At 45.0% G+C, this 18,451-nt stretch carries 18 protein-coding genes; all 18 read left to right on the top strand.

What is annotated here, in order from left to right:
* The first annotated feature begins 167 nt into the window (after positions 1-167).
* The 18 genes from surE (at position 168) to ADH68_RS14315 (ending at position 18,448) form a co-directional block, all read left to right on the top strand.
* Entirely contained in the window at positions 168-938 is a 771-nt protein-coding gene (gene surE / locus ADH68_RS12930; protein WP_232321480.1) for a 5'/3'-nucleotidase SurE, read from the top strand.
* 79 nt (positions 939-1,017) lie between these two features.
* Positions 1,018-1,578: a DUF4199 domain-containing protein gene (locus tag ADH68_RS12925; RefSeq protein ID WP_084273979.1), complete on the top strand. Its 561-nt coding sequence runs from the start codon at positions 1,018-1,020 to the stop codon at positions 1,576-1,578.
* Positions 1,579-1,597: 19 nt separating this feature from the next.
* Positions 1,598-2,554: a glycosyltransferase family 2 protein gene (locus tag ADH68_RS12920; RefSeq protein ID WP_068960468.1), complete on the top strand. Its 957-nt coding sequence runs from the start codon at positions 1,598-1,600 to the stop codon at positions 2,552-2,554.
* A 29-nt stretch (positions 2,555-2,583) separates the two neighbouring features.
* The gene (locus ADH68_RS12915; RefSeq protein WP_068960469.1) at positions 2,584-3,108 is read left to right on the top strand and encodes a nitroreductase family protein; all 525 of its coding nucleotides are present in this window, start codon (positions 2,584-2,586) and stop codon (positions 3,106-3,108) included.
* Positions 3,105-3,674 (top strand): DUF6452 family protein, encoded by a 570-nt coding sequence (locus ADH68_RS12910; protein WP_068960470.1) that lies wholly within the window; start codon positions 3,105-3,107, stop codon positions 3,672-3,674. Before ADH68_RS12915 ends, ADH68_RS12910 begins: the two co-directional genes overlap by 4 nt.
* Entirely contained in the window at positions 3,671-4,564 is an 894-nt protein-coding gene (locus tag ADH68_RS12905) for a DUF6048 family protein (protein WP_068960471.1), read from the top strand. Before ADH68_RS12910 ends, ADH68_RS12905 begins: the two co-directional genes overlap by 4 nt.
* A gap of 103 nt (positions 4,565-4,667) precedes the next feature.
* Positions 4,668-5,861 (top strand): pyridoxal phosphate-dependent aminotransferase, encoded by a 1,194-nt coding sequence (locus ADH68_RS12900; protein WP_068960472.1) that lies wholly within the window; start codon positions 4,668-4,670, stop codon positions 5,859-5,861.
* Between the two features lie 76 nt (positions 5,862-5,937).
* Positions 5,938-6,675, top strand: a complete 738-nt coding sequence (locus ADH68_RS12895) for a polyprenol monophosphomannose synthase (RefSeq protein ID WP_068960473.1) — start codon at positions 5,938-5,940, stop codon at positions 6,673-6,675.
* Positions 6,672-8,033, top strand: a complete 1,362-nt coding sequence (locus ADH68_RS12890) for a dihydroorotase (RefSeq protein ID WP_068960474.1) — start codon at positions 6,672-6,674, stop codon at positions 8,031-8,033. Before ADH68_RS12895 ends, ADH68_RS12890 begins: the two co-directional genes overlap by 4 nt.
* Before the next feature lie 25 nt (positions 8,034-8,058).
* Entirely contained in the window at positions 8,059-9,903 is a 1,845-nt protein-coding gene (locus ADH68_RS12885; RefSeq protein ID WP_068960475.1) for a 2-oxoacid:acceptor oxidoreductase subunit alpha, read from the top strand.
* Positions 9,904-9,932: 29 nt separating this feature from the next.
* Positions 9,933-10,946 (top strand): 2-oxoacid:ferredoxin oxidoreductase subunit beta, encoded by a 1,014-nt coding sequence (locus ADH68_RS12880; protein WP_068960476.1) that lies wholly within the window; start codon positions 9,933-9,935, stop codon positions 10,944-10,946.
* A 332-nt stretch (positions 10,947-11,278) separates the two neighbouring features.
* Positions 11,279-12,694 carry a phage integrase SAM-like domain-containing protein gene (locus ADH68_RS12875; RefSeq protein WP_088294835.1) on the top strand — a complete coding sequence of 472 codons (1,416 nt, stop codon included), beginning with the start codon at positions 11,279-11,281 and terminating at the stop codon, positions 12,692-12,694.
* Positions 12,695-12,700: 6 nt separating this feature from the next.
* Entirely contained in the window at positions 12,701-13,114 is a 414-nt protein-coding gene (locus tag ADH68_RS12870; protein WP_068960478.1) for a hypothetical protein, read from the top strand.
* A complete protein-coding gene (locus tag ADH68_RS12865) occupies positions 13,114-14,067 on the top strand; it encodes a hypothetical protein (RefSeq protein ID WP_068960479.1) in 954 nt (317 codons plus the stop codon). The genes ADH68_RS12870 and ADH68_RS12865 overlap by 1 nt, the downstream gene beginning before the upstream one ends.
* A gap of 13 nt (positions 14,068-14,080) precedes the next feature.
* Positions 14,081-15,379 carry an oligosaccharide flippase family protein gene (locus ADH68_RS12860; RefSeq protein ID WP_068960480.1) on the top strand — a complete coding sequence of 433 codons (1,299 nt, stop codon included), beginning with the start codon at positions 14,081-14,083 and terminating at the stop codon, positions 15,377-15,379.
* Positions 15,357-15,869, top strand: a complete 513-nt coding sequence (locus ADH68_RS12855; RefSeq protein WP_068960481.1) for an acyltransferase — start codon at positions 15,357-15,359, stop codon at positions 15,867-15,869. Before ADH68_RS12860 ends, ADH68_RS12855 begins: the two co-directional genes overlap by 23 nt.
* Positions 15,870-15,873: 4 nt before the next feature.
* The gene (locus ADH68_RS12850; RefSeq protein WP_068960482.1) at positions 15,874-17,340 is read left to right on the top strand and encodes a glucosamine inositolphosphorylceramide transferase family protein; all 1,467 of its coding nucleotides are present in this window, start codon (positions 15,874-15,876) and stop codon (positions 17,338-17,340) included.
* 13 nt (positions 17,341-17,353) lie between these two features.
* On the top strand, positions 17,354-18,448 hold the full coding sequence (locus ADH68_RS14315; RefSeq protein ID WP_084273980.1) for an EpsG family protein: 1,095 nt from the start codon (positions 17,354-17,356) through the stop codon (positions 18,446-18,448).
* The last annotated feature ends 3 nt before the right edge of the window (positions 18,449-18,451 follow it).

Here is an 18,451-nt window from a genome sequence, read left to right as displayed (position 1 = left end):
TGTTACGGTTAGGATAGGCTTGCCTGTGAGGGCGAGCCTGTCTTTTTTGTATTTATCAAGTTGTTTTGAGAAAAATTGCTATATTCGCAGAAAAATTGAGAAGCGCTTTAAGCTGTCATCAATACATCTACAGATATTCGTAGTGCTATAATTTGATTATGAATGATATGAACAAAGATAAACTCCCTGTGATTCTGGTGTCTAATGACGATGGAATCAATGCACCCGGTATACACCGACTGATTGACTATATTGCAGGACGAGGACGAATCATAGCCGTAGCACCCGATGGTCCCCGTAGTGGGCAGTCATCGGCTCTTACGGTAAATTCGCCGTTGCGCATCACTCGTCTGCCGGATTATAATGGTGCGGAGATGTACAGTGTCAATGGCACACCGGTTGACTGTGTCAAACTTGCCGTACATGTAGTGCTTAAAGATATGCATCCCGACATGCTGTTGGCTGGTATAAATCACGGTTCTAATTCAGCGATAAACGCATTGTATTCCGGCACTATGGGTGCTGTATTCGAAGGGTGTTTGTTGGGAGCCGACGCAATTGGCTTCTCCTACCATAGTCATGATGAGAATGCATCACTTGCAGCATGTGCGCCTGTCGTCGAGGAGGTTGTAAGTCGTGTGATGGAAAAAGGCTTGCCAAAAGGCGTATGTCTGAATGTGAATATTCCAAAATGTGACAAAGTCGCCGGAATAAAGACTGCACGTGCAGCCGAAGGATACTGGACTGAGGAATATGCTGAGTACACCGACCCTCATAATCGACCATACTACTGGCTCACAGGTCGTTTCCACAACGCAGAACCGGATGCTCGTGACACTGACCTTTATTGGACTGACCGTGGATATGCCTCAATCGTGCCATGTCGGCCTGACCAGACCGCATACACCGATATATCTGCTATAAAGTCGCTTTTTTAGGATTGACCGAATCTGTCGTTTATGCAAATTAACCGAAAGGTGAGTGCTATATTAATAATTTGAGTAACTTTGTACCAGTATGGACTCTTCTACTCTAAAATCACATTCGCCATATAAGCGTGGTGCTGACTGGGGTGCCTGGTTTGGCATTTACCTGTCGGTTCTGTTTTTTGTTACGTCATATTCGGTAAGCAGTCCTGTCTGCGCCTTGATAGGACTGCTTATGATTATTGGAGTGCCTCCATGTATATACTTCATGTTGCGTAAAAGCTATGTGTCTGACAACGGCACTACCATTTTTTCATCTCTATGGATGGAAGGTATCTCGATATTCTTTTTTGGCGGCTTGATTGCCTCGATTGTGGCAATGATATATATGCGTTGGATTGACCCTACTTTTTTTGACAGCAGAATTGACACTCTTATCGACATGTATTCATCCATGGATATGCAGCAGGCGCAGGATGCCGCTGATATGCTTACCGCAGCCCGCGACCAAAAGCTCTTGCCTAAGCCAATTGAACTCACTGTCGATATGTTGTGGCTGATTGTATTTTCCGGTTCGATTCTATCCATGTTGATATCATGGTTGGTTCAGTTGACAAAAGTGGCTCCAAGAGTTCATAACCAAAAGAAATAAATTTAATATAATAAAGTCTATGGACATATCTGTCGTAGTACCTCTATATAACGAAGCCGAATCCCTTCCTGAACTTGAGGCGTGGATTGACCGAGTTATGAAAAACAACGGTTTCTCCTATGAAATACTTTTCATTAACGATGGGTCGACCGATGATTCATGGGATGTAATCACTGGACTCTCCCAAAAGAATCCGTCAGTCCGTGGAGTATGTTTCCGCCGCAACTATGGTAAGTCGCCTGCATTAAATACCGGATTTGCCCGTGCTAAAGGAGATGTCGTGATTACTATGGATGCGGATCTTCAGGACAGCCCGGATGAAATACCGGAACTATATCGTATGATAACCGAGGAGGGCTATGACCTTGTCAGTGGGTGGAAGCAGAAACGCTATGATCCTCTGTCAAAGACAATACCTACCAAGTTGTTCAATGCCACCGCACGCAAGGTAAGTGGCATTCACAATCTGCATGATTTCAACTGCGGGCTCAAAGCATACCGCTCAAAAGTGGTTAAGCATATTGAGGTATATGGCGACATGCATCGCTATATACCGTATCTTGCGAAGAATGCCGGGTTTGGCAAAATCGGAGAAAAGGTAGTTCATCATCAGGCCCGCAAATATGGTTCTTCAAAGTTTGGACTTGACCGTTTCGTAAATGGATATCTTGACCTTGCCACATTATGGTTTACATCAAAGTTTGGCGTTAAGCCGATGCACTTTTTTGGATTGCTTGGCTCACTGATGTTTTTGCTCGGCTTTATAGCTGTGGCTGTTGTGGGTTTCTCCAAACTTTACAATATGCATCATGGACTTGATTATCGCCTGGTAACTGATTCGCCATACTTTTATCTCGCTCTTACGTTAATGATACTCGGTTCTCAGCTTTTCCTCGCAGGATTCATAGGTGAGCTTGTCGTAAGAAATTCTCCCGGACGGAATCATTATGAGATAGAGGAAGAAATAGTACGATAAAAAAATAATAACCAATAAAATATTAGAATATGTATCCTCAATTATATAATCTGGTTAAGCAGCGTTACAGCTGCCGCCAGTATCTTGACAAACCGGTAGGTCGCGACTTGATTGCCGCTGTCCTTGATACGGCGCGTCTCGCACCTTCCGCATGTAATCGTCAGCCTTGGGAATTCCTTGTGATTGACACAGACCCTTTGCGTGGAAAAGTAATAGAAAGTTATGGCCGCGACTGGGTAAAGAATGTTCCTGTGTTTATTGTAGCTTTAGGACGGCACGACGAGGCCTGGAAGCGACCTACAGATGGTAAAGACCATACCGATATTGATGTAGCCATTGCTGTAGAACACATGTGTCTCGCCGCAACATCAATGAATCTTGGCACATGTTGGATTTGCAACTTCGACGCGGCTCGTCTGACTGCGGATCTTGGACTGCCTGAAGGGATTGAGCCGATTGCGATAATTCCGCTGGGTTATCCTGACCCTACAGCTTCATTGCCTATGAAAAATCGCAAGCCTTTTGATCAGGTAGTAAAATGGGGTGTTTATTGAAATATAAGGCAATAGTAATATTTGCTGCATGTTCAGGCATATCTCTGCTATCGGGGTGTAACTCTTCCGGATGTACTGACAACAAGAGTTCCATCCCGTTGGCCGGATTTTATTCGTATACGACTCTGTCTCCGATATCCGTAAACAAGATATCGTTGGGGGGCGTAGACGCACCCGACGATTCCTTGATTATCAATAATGCGTCGGCATCGGAGGTGTATCTGCCATTTCGTGCCGAACATGATGAGACTCAGTTTTATATACATTATCATTCCAGAGGTATTGATGATTCCGCATTCAATGATACCTTGACATTCCGATATAACCGTCTCCCATATTTCGCATCCGAAGAATGCGGTGCAATGTATAAGTATGAGGTCAAGGAATTCTCATCTACTTATCATCTCATTGACTCAATCGCACTGCTTGATGTGAATATTACCAACACCGACAGAGAGACAATAAGAATATTCTTCCGAACATATACCGAGCCGCCGGAGGAAGATACCGATGACTCCGAAAACACGGACGATTCTGTCGATTCAGCAAATAGAAATATGCTATGAGCAGTATACGCCACATATTGATACTTGTGTGTGCCATGTTCGCCGTAACGACCATGGCACAACGTCGTATCACGCCTGTAGCCAATCCTGAGAATAAACGCCCGGAGACTGAGACTCCTGTGGTAAAAGAAGTAAAACCGGGTGAGACACCTGTACGACCGGCCAGTGTGATTGAAACGCATGACATGGAGGGCCGTGTGGTTCTTGTCGATACCATATCCGGAGTGGAATATCACGACACCATTACCGTGAAAGCTCCTCCTACGGTTTATCCCCGGTTTGCAGCCGTATCTGTCGGAGTAAATGCCTGGGATGCTCTTGCACGTCTTGCCGGTCAACAATATGGAGTAGGGGGTGTATGGGCCGAACTCAGTATACACAATTGGTTTAAACCAATTGTGGAATTTGGTCTCGGTATGGCCGACTATATGCCGAAGGACGAGAGTTATCGTTATAAATCAGGCATGGCTCCATACTTTAAAATCGGGCTTAACTACAATTTCCTATATAACTCGACTCCCGATTATTCAGTATATCTTGGCCTTCGTTATGGAATATCTTCGTTTAGCTATAGAATTGAGGATGTCACTGCGGTAAACGGCTATTGGGACGAATCAACCACATTGAGCGTTCCTTCTCAGCATGCCACAGCGGGCTATTTTGAATTTCTTTTTGGATTACGTGTCCAGATATGGCGTAATATATCCCTTGGATGGGAATTGCGTGTACACAAATTATTGCATCAGGGTACACATCTTTATGGAGATCCATGGTACATACCAGGATTTGGAACAGATGGGTCACTTTTTTCTGGAGCATTCTCTGTGAGCTATACTTTGCCGTTTCAACGCACATCAAAGAAATCCACCATATCTGAGATGGAAAATTAAAGTATACGATGGCAAAATGTTGGAATTATGCTTAAGATTTTATACTTTTGCATATAATGTCTTGAAATGAATAGAAAAATAACAATATAAACAATAGCAAATGATGGAACATATCTCAGACCGTGTAAATGCGTTGGCTCCTTCACAGACCCTTGCCATGTCGCAGAAAAGTCAGGAACTGAAGGCCCGGGGCGTGGATGTTATCAATCTCTCTGTTGGAGAACCCGATTTTAACACACCTAACCATATCAAGACTGCCGCTGTCAAGGCTATTGACAACAATTTCTCTTTCTATACTCCGGTTCCCGGATATATGTCATTGCGTAAGGCAATATCTGAAACTCTTAAGAAAGAGAATGGCATTGACTTTGCTCCGGAACAGATTGTTGTCAGTGGCGGAGCAAAACAGTCGTTATGCAACGTAGTGCTCGCAGTAGTAAATCCTGGCGACGAGGTGGTGATTCCTACTCCTGCATGGGTAAGCTATGTAGAGATGGTAAATCTCGCCGGAGGAAAGAGCGTAGAGGTTCCTGCTACTATTGAGAATGATTTTAAGATTACTCCGGAGCAGTTGCGTTCAGCGTTAACTCCGCGCACACGCCTTATAATGTTCAACTCGCCAAGCAATCCTACCGGAAGCGTGTATAGCCGCGAGGAGCTTCAGGCTCTTGTTGATGTGCTTGCCGATTATCCTGATGTGTTGGTGCTGTCGGATGAGATTTACGAACACATCAACTTTACAGGCTCCTTTACTTCCATGGCTTCATTTGAAGCTATTGCCGACCGTACTGCTATTGTCAACGGTGTGTCAAAAGCATATGCTATGACCGGATGGCGTATCGGATTCCTTGCCGCTCCGCTGTGGCTTGCGAAGGCTACCTCCAAACTGCAAAGCCAGTACACTTCAGGAGCATGTTCTATAGCCCAGAAAGCTGCTGAGGCTGCCTATACCGGACCACAGGAGTGTGTTGAGGATATGCGCAAGGCGTTTGAGCGTCGTCGCGACCTCATTGTCGGACTTGCGCGTACAATCCCGGGGTGGAAAGTCAACGAACCTCAGGGCGCATTCTATCTTTTTCCGGAAGTCTCAAGATATTTTGGCAAACGCAATGGTGATTATGTCATAAATAACGATTCGGATTTGGCCATGTATCTGCTTCAGGAAGCACACGTGGCAACTGTTGCCGGATCTGCGTTCTGTGCTCCGGGGTATATCCGTATGAGCTATGCCACATCCGACGACAATATCCGTGAAGCTATGGAGCGCATAAAAAGCGCACTTGCTCTTCTCGTATAAACAGATTGTCTGCAAGTATAAATCTCGCAGCTGCAATCAACATATCCATTACCTAACTGAGAATAAGTTTATAACAATGTCAGAATCCACCTCGGTAGTTATCATACCTACTTATAATGAGTGTGAGAATGCCGCCGCCATCATAGAGGCTGTACTTTCACTGGCGACTCCGATGGATGTCCTTGTAGTTGATGACGGCTCGCCTGACGGCACTGCCGCCATTGTGAAGAGCAAACAGACCGAGCATCCGGGACGCATTCACTTAATTGAGCGTTCCGGCAAACTCGGACTCGGCACCGCGTATATAACCGGATTTCGCTGGGCTCTTGAACATGGTTATGAATATATATTTGAGATGGATGCGGACTTCTCGCATAATCCTCTTGACTTGGAGAAACTGTATTCTGCATGCGCTAATGGTGCGGATGTTGCGGTAGGGTCGAGATATGTCACCGGGGTGAATGTAGTGAACTGGCCGATGAGCCGTGTTCTTATGTCATATTTTGCATCAAAATATGTCCGATTGATTACCGGTATGCCGGTACATGACACTACTGCCGGATTTGTATGCTATCGGAGACGTGTTCTTGAGGCTATGGAGCTTGACAAAATACGCTTTAAGGGCTATGCGTTTCAGATTGAGATGAAGTTCACCGCCCGGCAGTTGGGTTTCCGTATCGAAGAAGTGCCTATAATTTTTGTCAATCGGGTGCTGGGAACAAGCAAGATGAGTTCGGGAATATTCTCGGAGGCTATGTTTGGTGTGATACGCTTGAAGATTGACAGTTGGTTTAGAAAATATCCGGGAAAATGAACAGTACAATAATATATAACGGGACTATCATAAACGAAGGCCATAGTTTCAAGGGATATCTGATTTTTGATGACCGTGGAATAATACGTAGGGTCTGTCATGGTACACCTGCCAATGAAATTATAGCAAACTGTACCGATTCATTTGATGCCGGCGGATGTATTGTAATTCCCGGCGTTATCGATGACCAGGTTCATTTCCGTGACCCGGGGCTGACACATAAGGGTGATATCGCTACTGAATCGCAGGCTGCCGCCGCCGGAGGTGTCACTTCATTCATGGATATGCCCAACACTAAACCTCCGACAGTAACGACCGATGCATTACGAAGCAAGCTGATGCGAGGTAGGGAAGTGTCTGCGGTGAACTATGCTTTTTTCATAGGAGCCACAAACGACAATCTGGACACTCTTCTGAAAACCGATTTCACAAGATGTCCGGGTGTGAAACTGTTTCTCGGATCTTCTACGGGAAATATGCTTGTTGACAACGAGAAGGCTTTAAATAGAATTTTCGCGCGTGTACCGGCTGTTATTGCCGTACACTCAGAGGATGAAGCCACCATATGTGCTAACCGTGAACGTATTTCTGCCGAGTATCCGGATGGAGTCCATATTGCTCTTCATCCGGAAATCCGCTCTCGGGAGGCTTGTATACTCAGTACCGGGAAAGCTATTAGACGGGCTCGTAAGTATGGTAGCCGCCTGCATGTGCTGCATGTGAGTACTGCGGAGGAAGCTGCGATGTTTTCAAATCGTCCATTGGCGGATAAGCGTATTACGGCAGAGGTTTCGGTGCATCATCTTTGGTTCTGTGACCGGGATTACGAACGTCTTGGCGCTCGGATAAAGATGAATCCGGCCATCAAGACGTCGGCGGACCGTGATGCACTGCGCAAGGCGTTGTCCGACGGGCGTATCGACATTGTGGCCACTGACCATGCTCCACATTTGCTTGTGGAAAAAGAAGGCGACGCCCTTACAGCAACTTCAGGTGCACCAATGGTGCAGTTTTCTCTCCCGGTGATGCTTGAGATGGCAGATATGGGTATATTCACACGCGAGCTTGTTGTAGAAAAAATGTGCCATGCTCCCGCGCGTCTGTTCGGTATACGACGTCGTGGTTTTTTGCGCAAGGGATTTGCGGCCGATATAGCGGTAGTGCGTACCGGCACATCCTATACCGTGACCGATGATATGGCGCTCAGCCGATGTGGATGGACTCCGCTTGCCGGAACTACTCTCCATAATCAGGTGATTGCAACATGGGTTGACGGTAAACCTGTTTGGCGGGACGGAAAGATACTTGCAGAGACCCGAGGTCAGGCCATACGTTTTGAATTGCGCAAAACAAGATAATTAATACACACTATAATAGACCATCATGTTAGAAAAAGCTGATGTAAAGACCATTGATAAGGTGGTAGTAAGATTTTCCGGTGATTCTGGCGACGGTATGCAGCTTGCCGGAAACATTTTTACAAATGTATCGGCTGGTGTCGGTAATCAGGTGTCGACATTCCCTGACTATCCTGCCGAAGTACGCGCTCCTCAAGGGTCGCTCAGTGGCGTATCCGGGTTTCAGGTAAACCTTGGTATCGGAGTGCATACGCCCGGCGACAAGGCCGACGTCCTTATTGCAATGAATCCTGCCGCATTGAAGCAGAATGTCAAGCATCTTAAAAAGGGAGGCGTGGCAATTGTCGACATTGATTCTTTCAAGGAGAGTGACCTGAAGAAAGCTAAATTTGAGACATCTGATCCGTACACCGAACTGGACCTTAAGGTCGAGGTGGTCGAAGTGCCCGTTACGTCAATGACTAAAGCTGCGCTTGCAGATTCCGGACTTGACAATAAATCGGTACTTAAATGCAGAAACATATTTGCCCTTGGTCTCGTATGCTGGCTTTTCGATCGTCCGCTTGATGCTGCAATCCATCATCTTCACAACAAGTTTGCCAAGAAACCGGCGGTGTTTGAGGCGAATGCGAAAGTAATACGTGCCGGATATGACTATGGAGCGAATATCCATGCCGGAGTGTCTACCTACCGCATTGAGTCAGAGGCTGTGCGCCCGGGAGTATATACCGATATCAATGGCAACACGGCTGTTGCCTGGGGCTTGATTCTGGCTTCTGAAAAAGCCGGCCGTCCTCTGTTCCTCGGAAGTTACCCTATAACTCCGGCTACTGATATCCTTCATGAGTTGGCCAAGCGCCGCGACCTGGGAGTCAAAGCTATACAGATGGAGGATGAGATTGGTGGCGTTTGTGCTGCTATCGGTGCTTCATTTGCCGGGAATATCGGTGTCACCTCGACATCCGGCCCCGGTCTGGCATTGAAGAGTGAGGGTATCGGATTGGCTGTTATGGCAGAATTGCCTCTTGTTATTATAGATGTGCAGCGTGGCGGTCCCTCTACCGGTCTTCCGACAAAGACCGAACAGACCGACCTCATGCAGGCCCTTTATGGCCGCAACGGTGAGTCTCCTGTTGTTGTCGTGGCACCGGCTTCTCCTACCGATTGCTTTACTATGGCTTTTGAGGCTGCGAGGATAGCCATTGAGCATATGACTCCCGTAATACTGCTTTCGGATGCATTCATCGGCAATGGCTCGAGCGCTTGGCGTGTACCCGATGCAGAAGATTTCCCCAGGATTAATCCCCGGTATGTTCCTGACGGACTGCGTGAATCGTGGAGACCATATCTTCGCGACGAAGACACTTTGGCACGTTATTGGGCTATCCCGGGCACCGAGGGTCTGGCCCATCGTCTCGGAGGTTTGGAAAAAGACTATAACACAGGAGCATTGTCCATCGACCCTGTAAACCATGAAAAGATGGTATATGCCCGCCGCGAAAAGGTAGAGCGCGTCGCTGACGATATCCCTGAACTTGAAGTAATCGGATGTGGCGACGCCGACACCTTGTTAATCGGGTGGGGTGGTACTTACGGCCATCTGCGCACTGCCGCCGAGGAACTCGTAAAGGAGGGTTGTAAGATTGATTTTGCCCACTTCCGCTATATCAATCCCCTCCCGCGCAATACACATGAGGTGCTTTCGCGATACAAAACAGTAATATGTGCCGAACTCAATACCGGTCAGTTTGCCGATTTCCTCCAGAGCCGTAATCCAGGGCTTCAGATTAAACGCATAAACAAGATTCAGGGTCAGCCGTTCTTGATTAGCGAGGTCGTAGCCGGTGTAAAGGAAATTCTCGCCAAATAGTCCCTTAATTTAAAAAGACTTTAGTAACAATGGATACAAAGCAATATACTCCCGCCGACTACAAGAGCGACCAGCCGGTACGCTGGTGTCCCGGTTGTGGCGACCATGCTATTCTCAATGTCCTCCATAAGGCCATGGCCGAGATTGGAGTTGCGCCGCATATGACAGCTGTAATATCCGGTATCGGATGCAGCTCCCGCCTGCCGTACTATATGAATACCTATGGATTCCACACTATCCATGGGCGAGCCGCGGCAATTGCTACCGGATTCAAGGTAGCCAATCCCGATATGACGGTGTGGCAGATATCCGGTGATGGCGACGGCCTTGCCATAGGTGGCAACCACTTCATCCACGCCGTGCGCCGCAATGTCGATATAAATCTACTGTTGCTCAACAACAAGATTTATGGATTGACAAAGGGACAGTACTCTCCCACATCCGACCGTGGATTTGTGAGCAAATCTTCGCCTTACGGCACAACGGAGGATCCATTCATCCCGGCCGAACTCGTGTTTGGAGCGCGAGGCACATTCTTCGCCCGGTCTATCGATGTAGAACTTGCCACCTCGCAGGAAGTAATGGTTGCCGCCGGACGCCACCGTGGCACCTCGGTCGTCGAGTTGCTTCAGAACTGTGTGATATTCAACAACGGCATCCACAATCATATCACCGACAGAGAATATCGAGCCGACCGCACTATCCATCTGCGCCATGGCGAGAAAATGCTTTTTGGCAAGGAGATGAACCGCGGACTTGTGCGTGATGGATTCTATCTGAAAGCCGTCGAACTTGGCAAAGACGGCTACACTATCGACGATGTGCTTGTGCACGACGCACATACACAGTCAAACTTCCTCCACCAGCAGCTTGCCATGATGGATGGACAGGAGCTACCGCTCGCCATCGGTGTAATCAGGGATGTCGACTCTCCGGTCTACAATGAAGAGATTGACGCTCAGATTGCCGACGTTCGGGCAAAGAAAGGATTTGATACGCTCCGTTCGATGATTCTCGCAGGCGAGCATTGGACGGTAGAATAATAATCGGTACACGATATTTATCCAAGGCTACAGATTGCAGCTTAACCGCAGGCAATCTGTAGCCTTTGGTATTCAAGCTATTATACTTATCTCGGCTATAAATATGCCATTAAATTTGACTGAATCGCATATTTGGCTTAACTTTGCAGAAAAGAATCGGCCTTTATCCGGCAAATGCAGCAGAGGTATTTCTGATATTATGCTTTGATTCTATGTGTGTTATCTGTGATTACACGCTCATCCATCATTATTACACCAGTCACCCCACTCAATTCCGTACGGTTTGTGGGGGAGAGAAAGAATTGCCGCTAAATCAAGCGGTTTAATTTTTTATGTACCCTCCTGTCACAACAGCAGAGCAAATCTCGGTCGACAATCTCGAACGATATGTCGAAGAAAATTATTCCGAAAAGTCTCAAAAGTTGTATCTTGCTGTATTAAAGCAGGTTAGAACACATGGGGGGGGGTATTTGACACCTTCTGAAATTGATGGAAAATACATTGCAGGATTCCGGACACACCTATCCGACCGACTTTCTCCAGGAAGCATATCCCAATATCTGCGCAGTCTGCGCTCGCTCCTCAACTCCTATCTCGGGCCGGAATACCGACCGGCGATAAAAGAAGCGTTTGCCGGCATCGGCTCCAAAAATGAGAGCGACACACGCCACATCACCCCCGCCGACTTCCGCAAGATCAAGGACACAACAGCACTGTCCACCTATCCGGCGCTTGAAAAAGCACGACGAATATTCATTCTCAGCACACTGCTGGGCGGGATCGACATAGAAGAGCTCCCTGCGGCACTTAGTGCTATCGAGACGAACGGTCGCTCCACATTGCGCACCGGAGTCTCAATAAGTGTACCGTCACAGGCACTGTCCGTGATACGGCATTTCAAGGAAGAGTTCGGAGTAAGCATTTCCCAATGCCTCTCGACTCTTGCCGATGACAGCTACCCGAAATGTCTCGATGCCATTGGTGCGACACTCTCACTGCGCCACCCCCTCCTCCCAAAATCATCGGCTGATGTATGGGTAGCATTGGCCCGCACCGACGGAGTCCCGGCCACGGTAATAGCCTCGGCTGTCAACAACAGCGACGTTGCCATCCTGCGCTATTCCGAAGCCGACGAGTCAATCTCCGCCGACGATATTCAGGAGGTATACTATGCCGTTGCCGACACCATCGAAAGTTCCACAAACCACTGGTATGGAGCGCGATGCTTCACCACCGCTCCCTCAGAAATAAAAGAGCGCCTGCTCTATGCCAAGACAAAACTCGGCATAGAGCCCGACGACGTATACATCCCCTTCAGCGGAGACTCAGCCGTCACTGAAGGCTGCGACAAGGTGATGCAGCCGATGCTCTTTTTCCGCGCCACCGCCACCCGTGCGCGAGACATAAAGCGCCATCTCGGCAGCCACGCATACGTCTATTCATACCGCACCGGCGAGAAAAGCCCCGCCATCATCTCCGACACCGAGATGATGACATTCATGCTCCTTGCCCGAGTCGGCGCCGACACCATAAAACTGTACTTCCCAAAGGCTGGCGACAATCCTCCCGGACTGGAAATCAACGATACGGTAATAATCACCGACGGAAATTTCTCAGGACATGTAGGCATAATCGAAAAAGCCGGGAGCGACAGTTTCCGAGTCATAGTACGCATAACCGGCATCAGCGCGGTAGTCACCGCCGAAGTGCCAAAGAAATTCCTCCGTGGAGTGGGGGACAATGCCTGAACAGCCATGGCCACCACTCCGCATACCGATATAAACTCAGGACGTGCCTGTGCCAATGGAGCTACACCGAGCCCTGAATCCGGCAACCGCATCCTGCCTACATCTGTTGTCTGCCCGCCTATAGACGCATCTACCGCCACATGGGCCGAGCTCGATGCACGCTACCGCACACTCCTCTCCACATACGGCGACGGCACATACCCTCCGGCAGACGAACGCGACTGCCTCACCGCCATATTTGCCATACTGCGCCAGCGCTCCGCAACAACCACTGACCCAGCCGAAGCCGCACACTGCTGCGCCACAATGCTCGACATCCTCTCCCGCGCATTCCTCCTCCGTCCCGATCTCTCCCGCTACCCCTACCTAGGCGCCCGCGCCCACATCGACCGACTCCAACGCACATTCCGACACATCTGATGAGAACAAACGACAAAAAAAGAGGGATGATTCACTGGTGGCATCTCGTATACATAATTGGGATACTCCTTACGATACTCTTCTGCGTCATAATCTGTCTGAGCAAAGAGAGCGTGAGCGATGCGGCGATGGACAACGTCTCGTTTGCCTCCGCCATCGTTTCCATAGTTCTCGCCGTAGTATCGATTGTAGTATCTCTATATGCCACATTCAGCACCTCGGCCAACCTTGGCTCCATGCAGGATGTAGCCCACGGCATCAAACGAAGCCTCAGCAAACTCAAATCACTCAAAAATGTGGCCGACGACAGCAACCGACGCATTCAGGAATTGACATCAAAGATGCTTGAGAAGGCTACCCCCGAAGAGGTGTTGCAAAAACAAGCCATAGAGCAGATTGAAGCAGAAGAAGCCGCCGAATCAGAGAATGAAAAAGGGAGTGCCTCCAATGATGACACACCATCTGAGGATGATAAAACCACGGAATCTTCCGATACGGCAAAAGGCACATCGCCCGACGGTACCACTCAAAGACAGACCATTACACGACATGAAATCAGCGAGATAGAGGCAAAAGCCATCGAGAAAGTGCGCGACATGCTTGGGCTTGGCGACATTATGCGCGACTATAAGCTCAGTGTCAATGATATGACACTGATGTTCGACGCAGTGTCTGAGTCACCATTAGGCAAATATACCTTTATAGAAGTGGGTATTACACCGGCTAGCCCATCATTTGTTGAAATGCGCATATCTCGCTTCCGCCAGACTATCTCCATGATGTTTGAAAATATGCAATCTGCCGGCAACCATGTCTACTATGTAGTGGTATTCCGCGACAACAATAAATCCAGATTCCTCTCTCGTATCCGACTCCGTCGCCGTAACCGCCCTATTACCCTCAGCAACACCCCTTACCTCACCATCCTCTACTTCAATCTCAACGAACTGTAAAGCCGCAAAGTCAATGGCGCTACATCTATCGAAAAATAAAGCATATGTTCGTCTGAAAAGCAGTCGACTATTCAAAGATTCGTTCTGGGCAATATGTGGTAATGTAATAAATAAAGGAGCTGCTTTAGCTGCTGCTGTCATTATTGCCAGATGGCTTGGAAAGGATATGTATGGAGAATATGGAGTCATTCGAAATGCTCTATTATATATAGCTGTATTTTCGACATTTGGTCTTGGTTTTTCCGCAACCAGATATATATCCAAGTATTATAATAATGGTTCTTTAACATTACAGGTTATTAATGCCGGCTATATTATTTCTTTATCGTTTAGTGGAATTATGGCTATTGCTCTAACGATATTTGCACCTCAACTTTGTACATATCTTGAGATTCCGGAAGAGGTAAAAATAATGCGGCTGACAGCTATTACGATTGTTTTTAATGCATTATGCACATTTCAAATAGGTGTAATAGCCGGATTTAAACAGTTTAGAGAATTAGCCAAAATCAATGGAGTTGTAGGAATCTTGACATTGCTATTCACATTGTTTCTAACTTATTACTATGGACTACAGGGGGCAATATTTAGCCTATTGATTACAAATGTGTTGAATAGTCTATTAAATTGGCGTTTAATACGTCAACAAACACAGAATTATGAGCCAATCGAACACTGGTTTGATTTGACTGTAGCAAAATCTCTTGCAAAGTTCTCATTCCCAATTGCTCTTCAAGAGAGTTTATATACTGTATCGTATTGGGCCGGGATGTTGATTCTCATAAAAATGTCAGATTATGGAGAAGTTGGATTAAATTCAGCTGCTACTCAATGGGCTGCTGCTATATTGTTTATCCCAAGTGTGCTGCAAAATGTGATGCTGTCACACTTATCCGTCACAGAACAAATGTCGGAACACAGCAGTAAGCTAAAACGAATGCTACTGATTAATTTTATATGCACGACATTGCCATTCATCGCTATACTAATTGCAACACCGTTGATTCTTTCATTTTATGGTGAAAATTTTAAAGGACTTGGGCTGGTATTGAACGTTGCAATAGCTGCAACAGTAATAAGATGCCTTATTCAAGTGTTTGTACAGGAATACATTGCAACAGGACGCACATGGCAATTGTTTGCGATTAGACTCTCCAGGGATGTATTCACGCTTATTCTTGCGTGGTTATTTATCTCTACATTAAAAGAGAAGGCTGCATTCTACTATAATTTGTCGTATCTGATAGCAAGTCTATTATGTTTATTATTCTTAATTATATATCAAAAATATGGGTATAATAAAATTCATTAAGAAAGCAATTAAATATTTATATCGAGAAACAGTATTGTATGCAATCTGGCATTTTTCATCCTATTTCCCCCTATTTCCGACGTTTATGCTGAGTAAATTTAGACCTATATCATGGCGATGGTTAGGCGCTGAAATTGGTAAGGGATGCTTAATTGGTTACGGGATATATTTGGATGTATCGAGTCTTAAAAGATTACATATTGGAAATAATGTATTTTTTAGTTCCGAATCCTTAATTCTATTACATCGTAGGGATCTTAAGAAATATTGTCAAGGAATGTCTACACATGATATTCCGATGAAAGAATATCATATCTACATAGAAGATAATGTACAGATTGGAATGCGAGCGATGATAATGCCGGGAGTTCGTCTTGGCAAAGGTTGTGTCGTAGGAGCCAACTCAATTGTGACAAAAGACGTACCTCCATATACAATTGTTGCAGGACAACCTGCAAAAGTGATAAAGGAAGTTCCAGAAAAGATTTGATATAATGATTATTCTTCTTAATTATTGGGAGAAAACAGAGCTTCCAAATTGGAAGTTGCAGATAATCAGTCTTCTGAGTAATTCTGGGGTAAAGTATGTGATTAAATACATAACTGCCCCAAAGCCTCGAATCCCTTTATCCTATAAACTGGAGCATAAACTTATAGGTAGCGGAGAGATTGTCCCTAACATAATCCATGCAACCAATAATGAGAGTGTTGAGGATGACAGAATCCTTAATCTTTCCTCTATGTCAGGTCTGCAGGTACTGAATAATAATAAGGATTGTACAATATTAGAGTTTCAGTATAATGGAAATAATGTTGCATCATTGCTCTCTATCGGCGAATTGGAGATAGTAAAGTCTCTTCCTTCTATAAAATTATCGTTAGTTGAAATTTCGCAAGCTGATTCTATATCAGAAGTTGAGATACATATACTCCGGACATTTTCCGCATTGAGAAATCTATTGAACGCACAAAATGAATGTGTAAACTTATTAAAGTACTATCTGTATTCTTATAATAACGGGAATAATCGTTCCGGAAGTAATTTTATTAAATTAAATTGGTCGATAAAACTATTATACCATCTTGAATTCTACAAACAATTATCAGTCAAGGCTATAAATATCGTAAAGAGCCGACTAATAAAATCACATAATGAACATTGGACTGTCGGATTAGGTAAATCTCCATTTCTACATTCTGATTTAAGGGATATCACTCTGATTGAAATTCCTCAGAATGAATTCTGGGCGGACCCATTTTTGTTCACAAATAATGGTGTAACGTATCTGTTCTTTGAACGGTATCCGTTTGATACTTGCAAAGGCATTATTTCTGTTGGTGAGGTCAAGGACCAGCGTATTGTAAATGTCCGGGATATTCTTATCCGACCATACCATCTGTCATATCCGAATGTGATTGAGGAAAATGGTGAAATATACATGATTCCGGAATGCAGTGCAAACAGATGCATTGAAATATGGCGAGCTACTAAATTCCCAGATGAATGGGAATTATACTCAACGGCATTTCAAGGACGAAATATGGCAGACTCTGTTTATTACTGTGATAAGAATGGGAATAAATGGCTTTTTACATCCGAGGCTTCAAAATCACCGGATGAACATTGCTATAAATTATCTCTGTTTAAGATTGATTCTTTGGCGATGCATGAAATAAAGGAGCATCCATGTTCTCCAATCGTTATTGACTGCTCATGCGCCCGTAACGGAGGCCGCATTTTTGAAAAGGACGGACATATTTATCGTGTAGCTCAGGATAATAGTTTTGGTGAATATGGGCATGGCATTGCAATTATGGAAATTATAAAGTTAAATGATGATGAGTATCAAGAGAGCTTAGTGAAAAGAATCGATCATCCTATATGTGAAACCATGTTAGGAACTCATCACATGACCGAAAGCGGCGGTATGTATGTAATGGATATTTGTACTAAAAGGTAAATACACAAAGATAATGTGGTCAGTTGTTTTCTATGTTATATCCTTTTGGTGGGTTCATGTTTGTGTGAGAAATTCCAATTTTTCCCCACGAGTTAAAATGGGATTTGAGGCGATATATTGTTTCTTCGCTCTATTTATATTCTTCTGTTTTCGAGACATAACTATTTTAAATGACACACATGCATATTTTGAGTGGTTTGATGATTTGAGCCATAGTGCAGAGCACATGTCTCATGGAATTTGGCACGTTAATGCACTTGATAGATTTGAGCCCGGTTTTCAGATTTATGCAAATATGATAATGCATTTCATTACGAGGAATGCATACGGAATTATATTCATTTCAGGTTTAATTGTCACAATTGCCAATATCTTATTTATACGCAAGTTTACGAATGGCATATGTCTGGTTGTATTTCTGATGTTATGTGCCGGCGTTTTAGAGAGTGAATACTCCGGCATGAGACAAGGAATAGCCATATGCGTATTATATTATGCTTATTTTCAATTATTAAAACATCGATTATTTATTTTTATATTATGCGGTATTATAGCAACGACGTTACATAGCTCTGCTATAGTATTTTTTCTATTGCTGATATTACAGAAGGTAGAATTGAATCGTAAATTCATCTCTATTACGTTTATTGGTGGCATAATCATTGCTTTTTTTATTGATAAGGTGTTTGAAATGCTTGGATTAACCGATTTGGTATATTATGAGCAGGGAATGACGCGCGATTCTGTTGCGTGGGCAGCAATTATTAATACCGTTATTTCCGCAATAGTACTATGGTTCTGTTATTATATCCAACGAAAATATTCTTTTAAGGTAAAAGAGCCATTGTTGTGGTGGATGACAATCCTGAATGTCATATTCAATATGACGTCGATAACATTCCCAATCATGACACGCTTCTCTCTGTATTTTTATCCGTTTATTTTTATTCTATGCATACTCTTGATTAATAGAGTCCCAAGCGGTAAAACTCGACTTAAATATATTAATCTTATAATCATTGGATTTTTATTGCGTTTTATTGTGATTTTAGAGTATAAAAACGATTGGAATGTAATGTATCCATACTTATTCTATAATTTTAATTAGCAT

The organism is Muribaculum intestinale (assembly GCF_002201515.1).
In the GTDB taxonomy this organism is placed as follows: Bacteria; Bacteroidota; Bacteroidia; order Bacteroidales; family Muribaculaceae; genus Muribaculum; species Muribaculum intestinale.
This window is presented reverse-complemented; position numbering and strand designations above follow the sequence as displayed.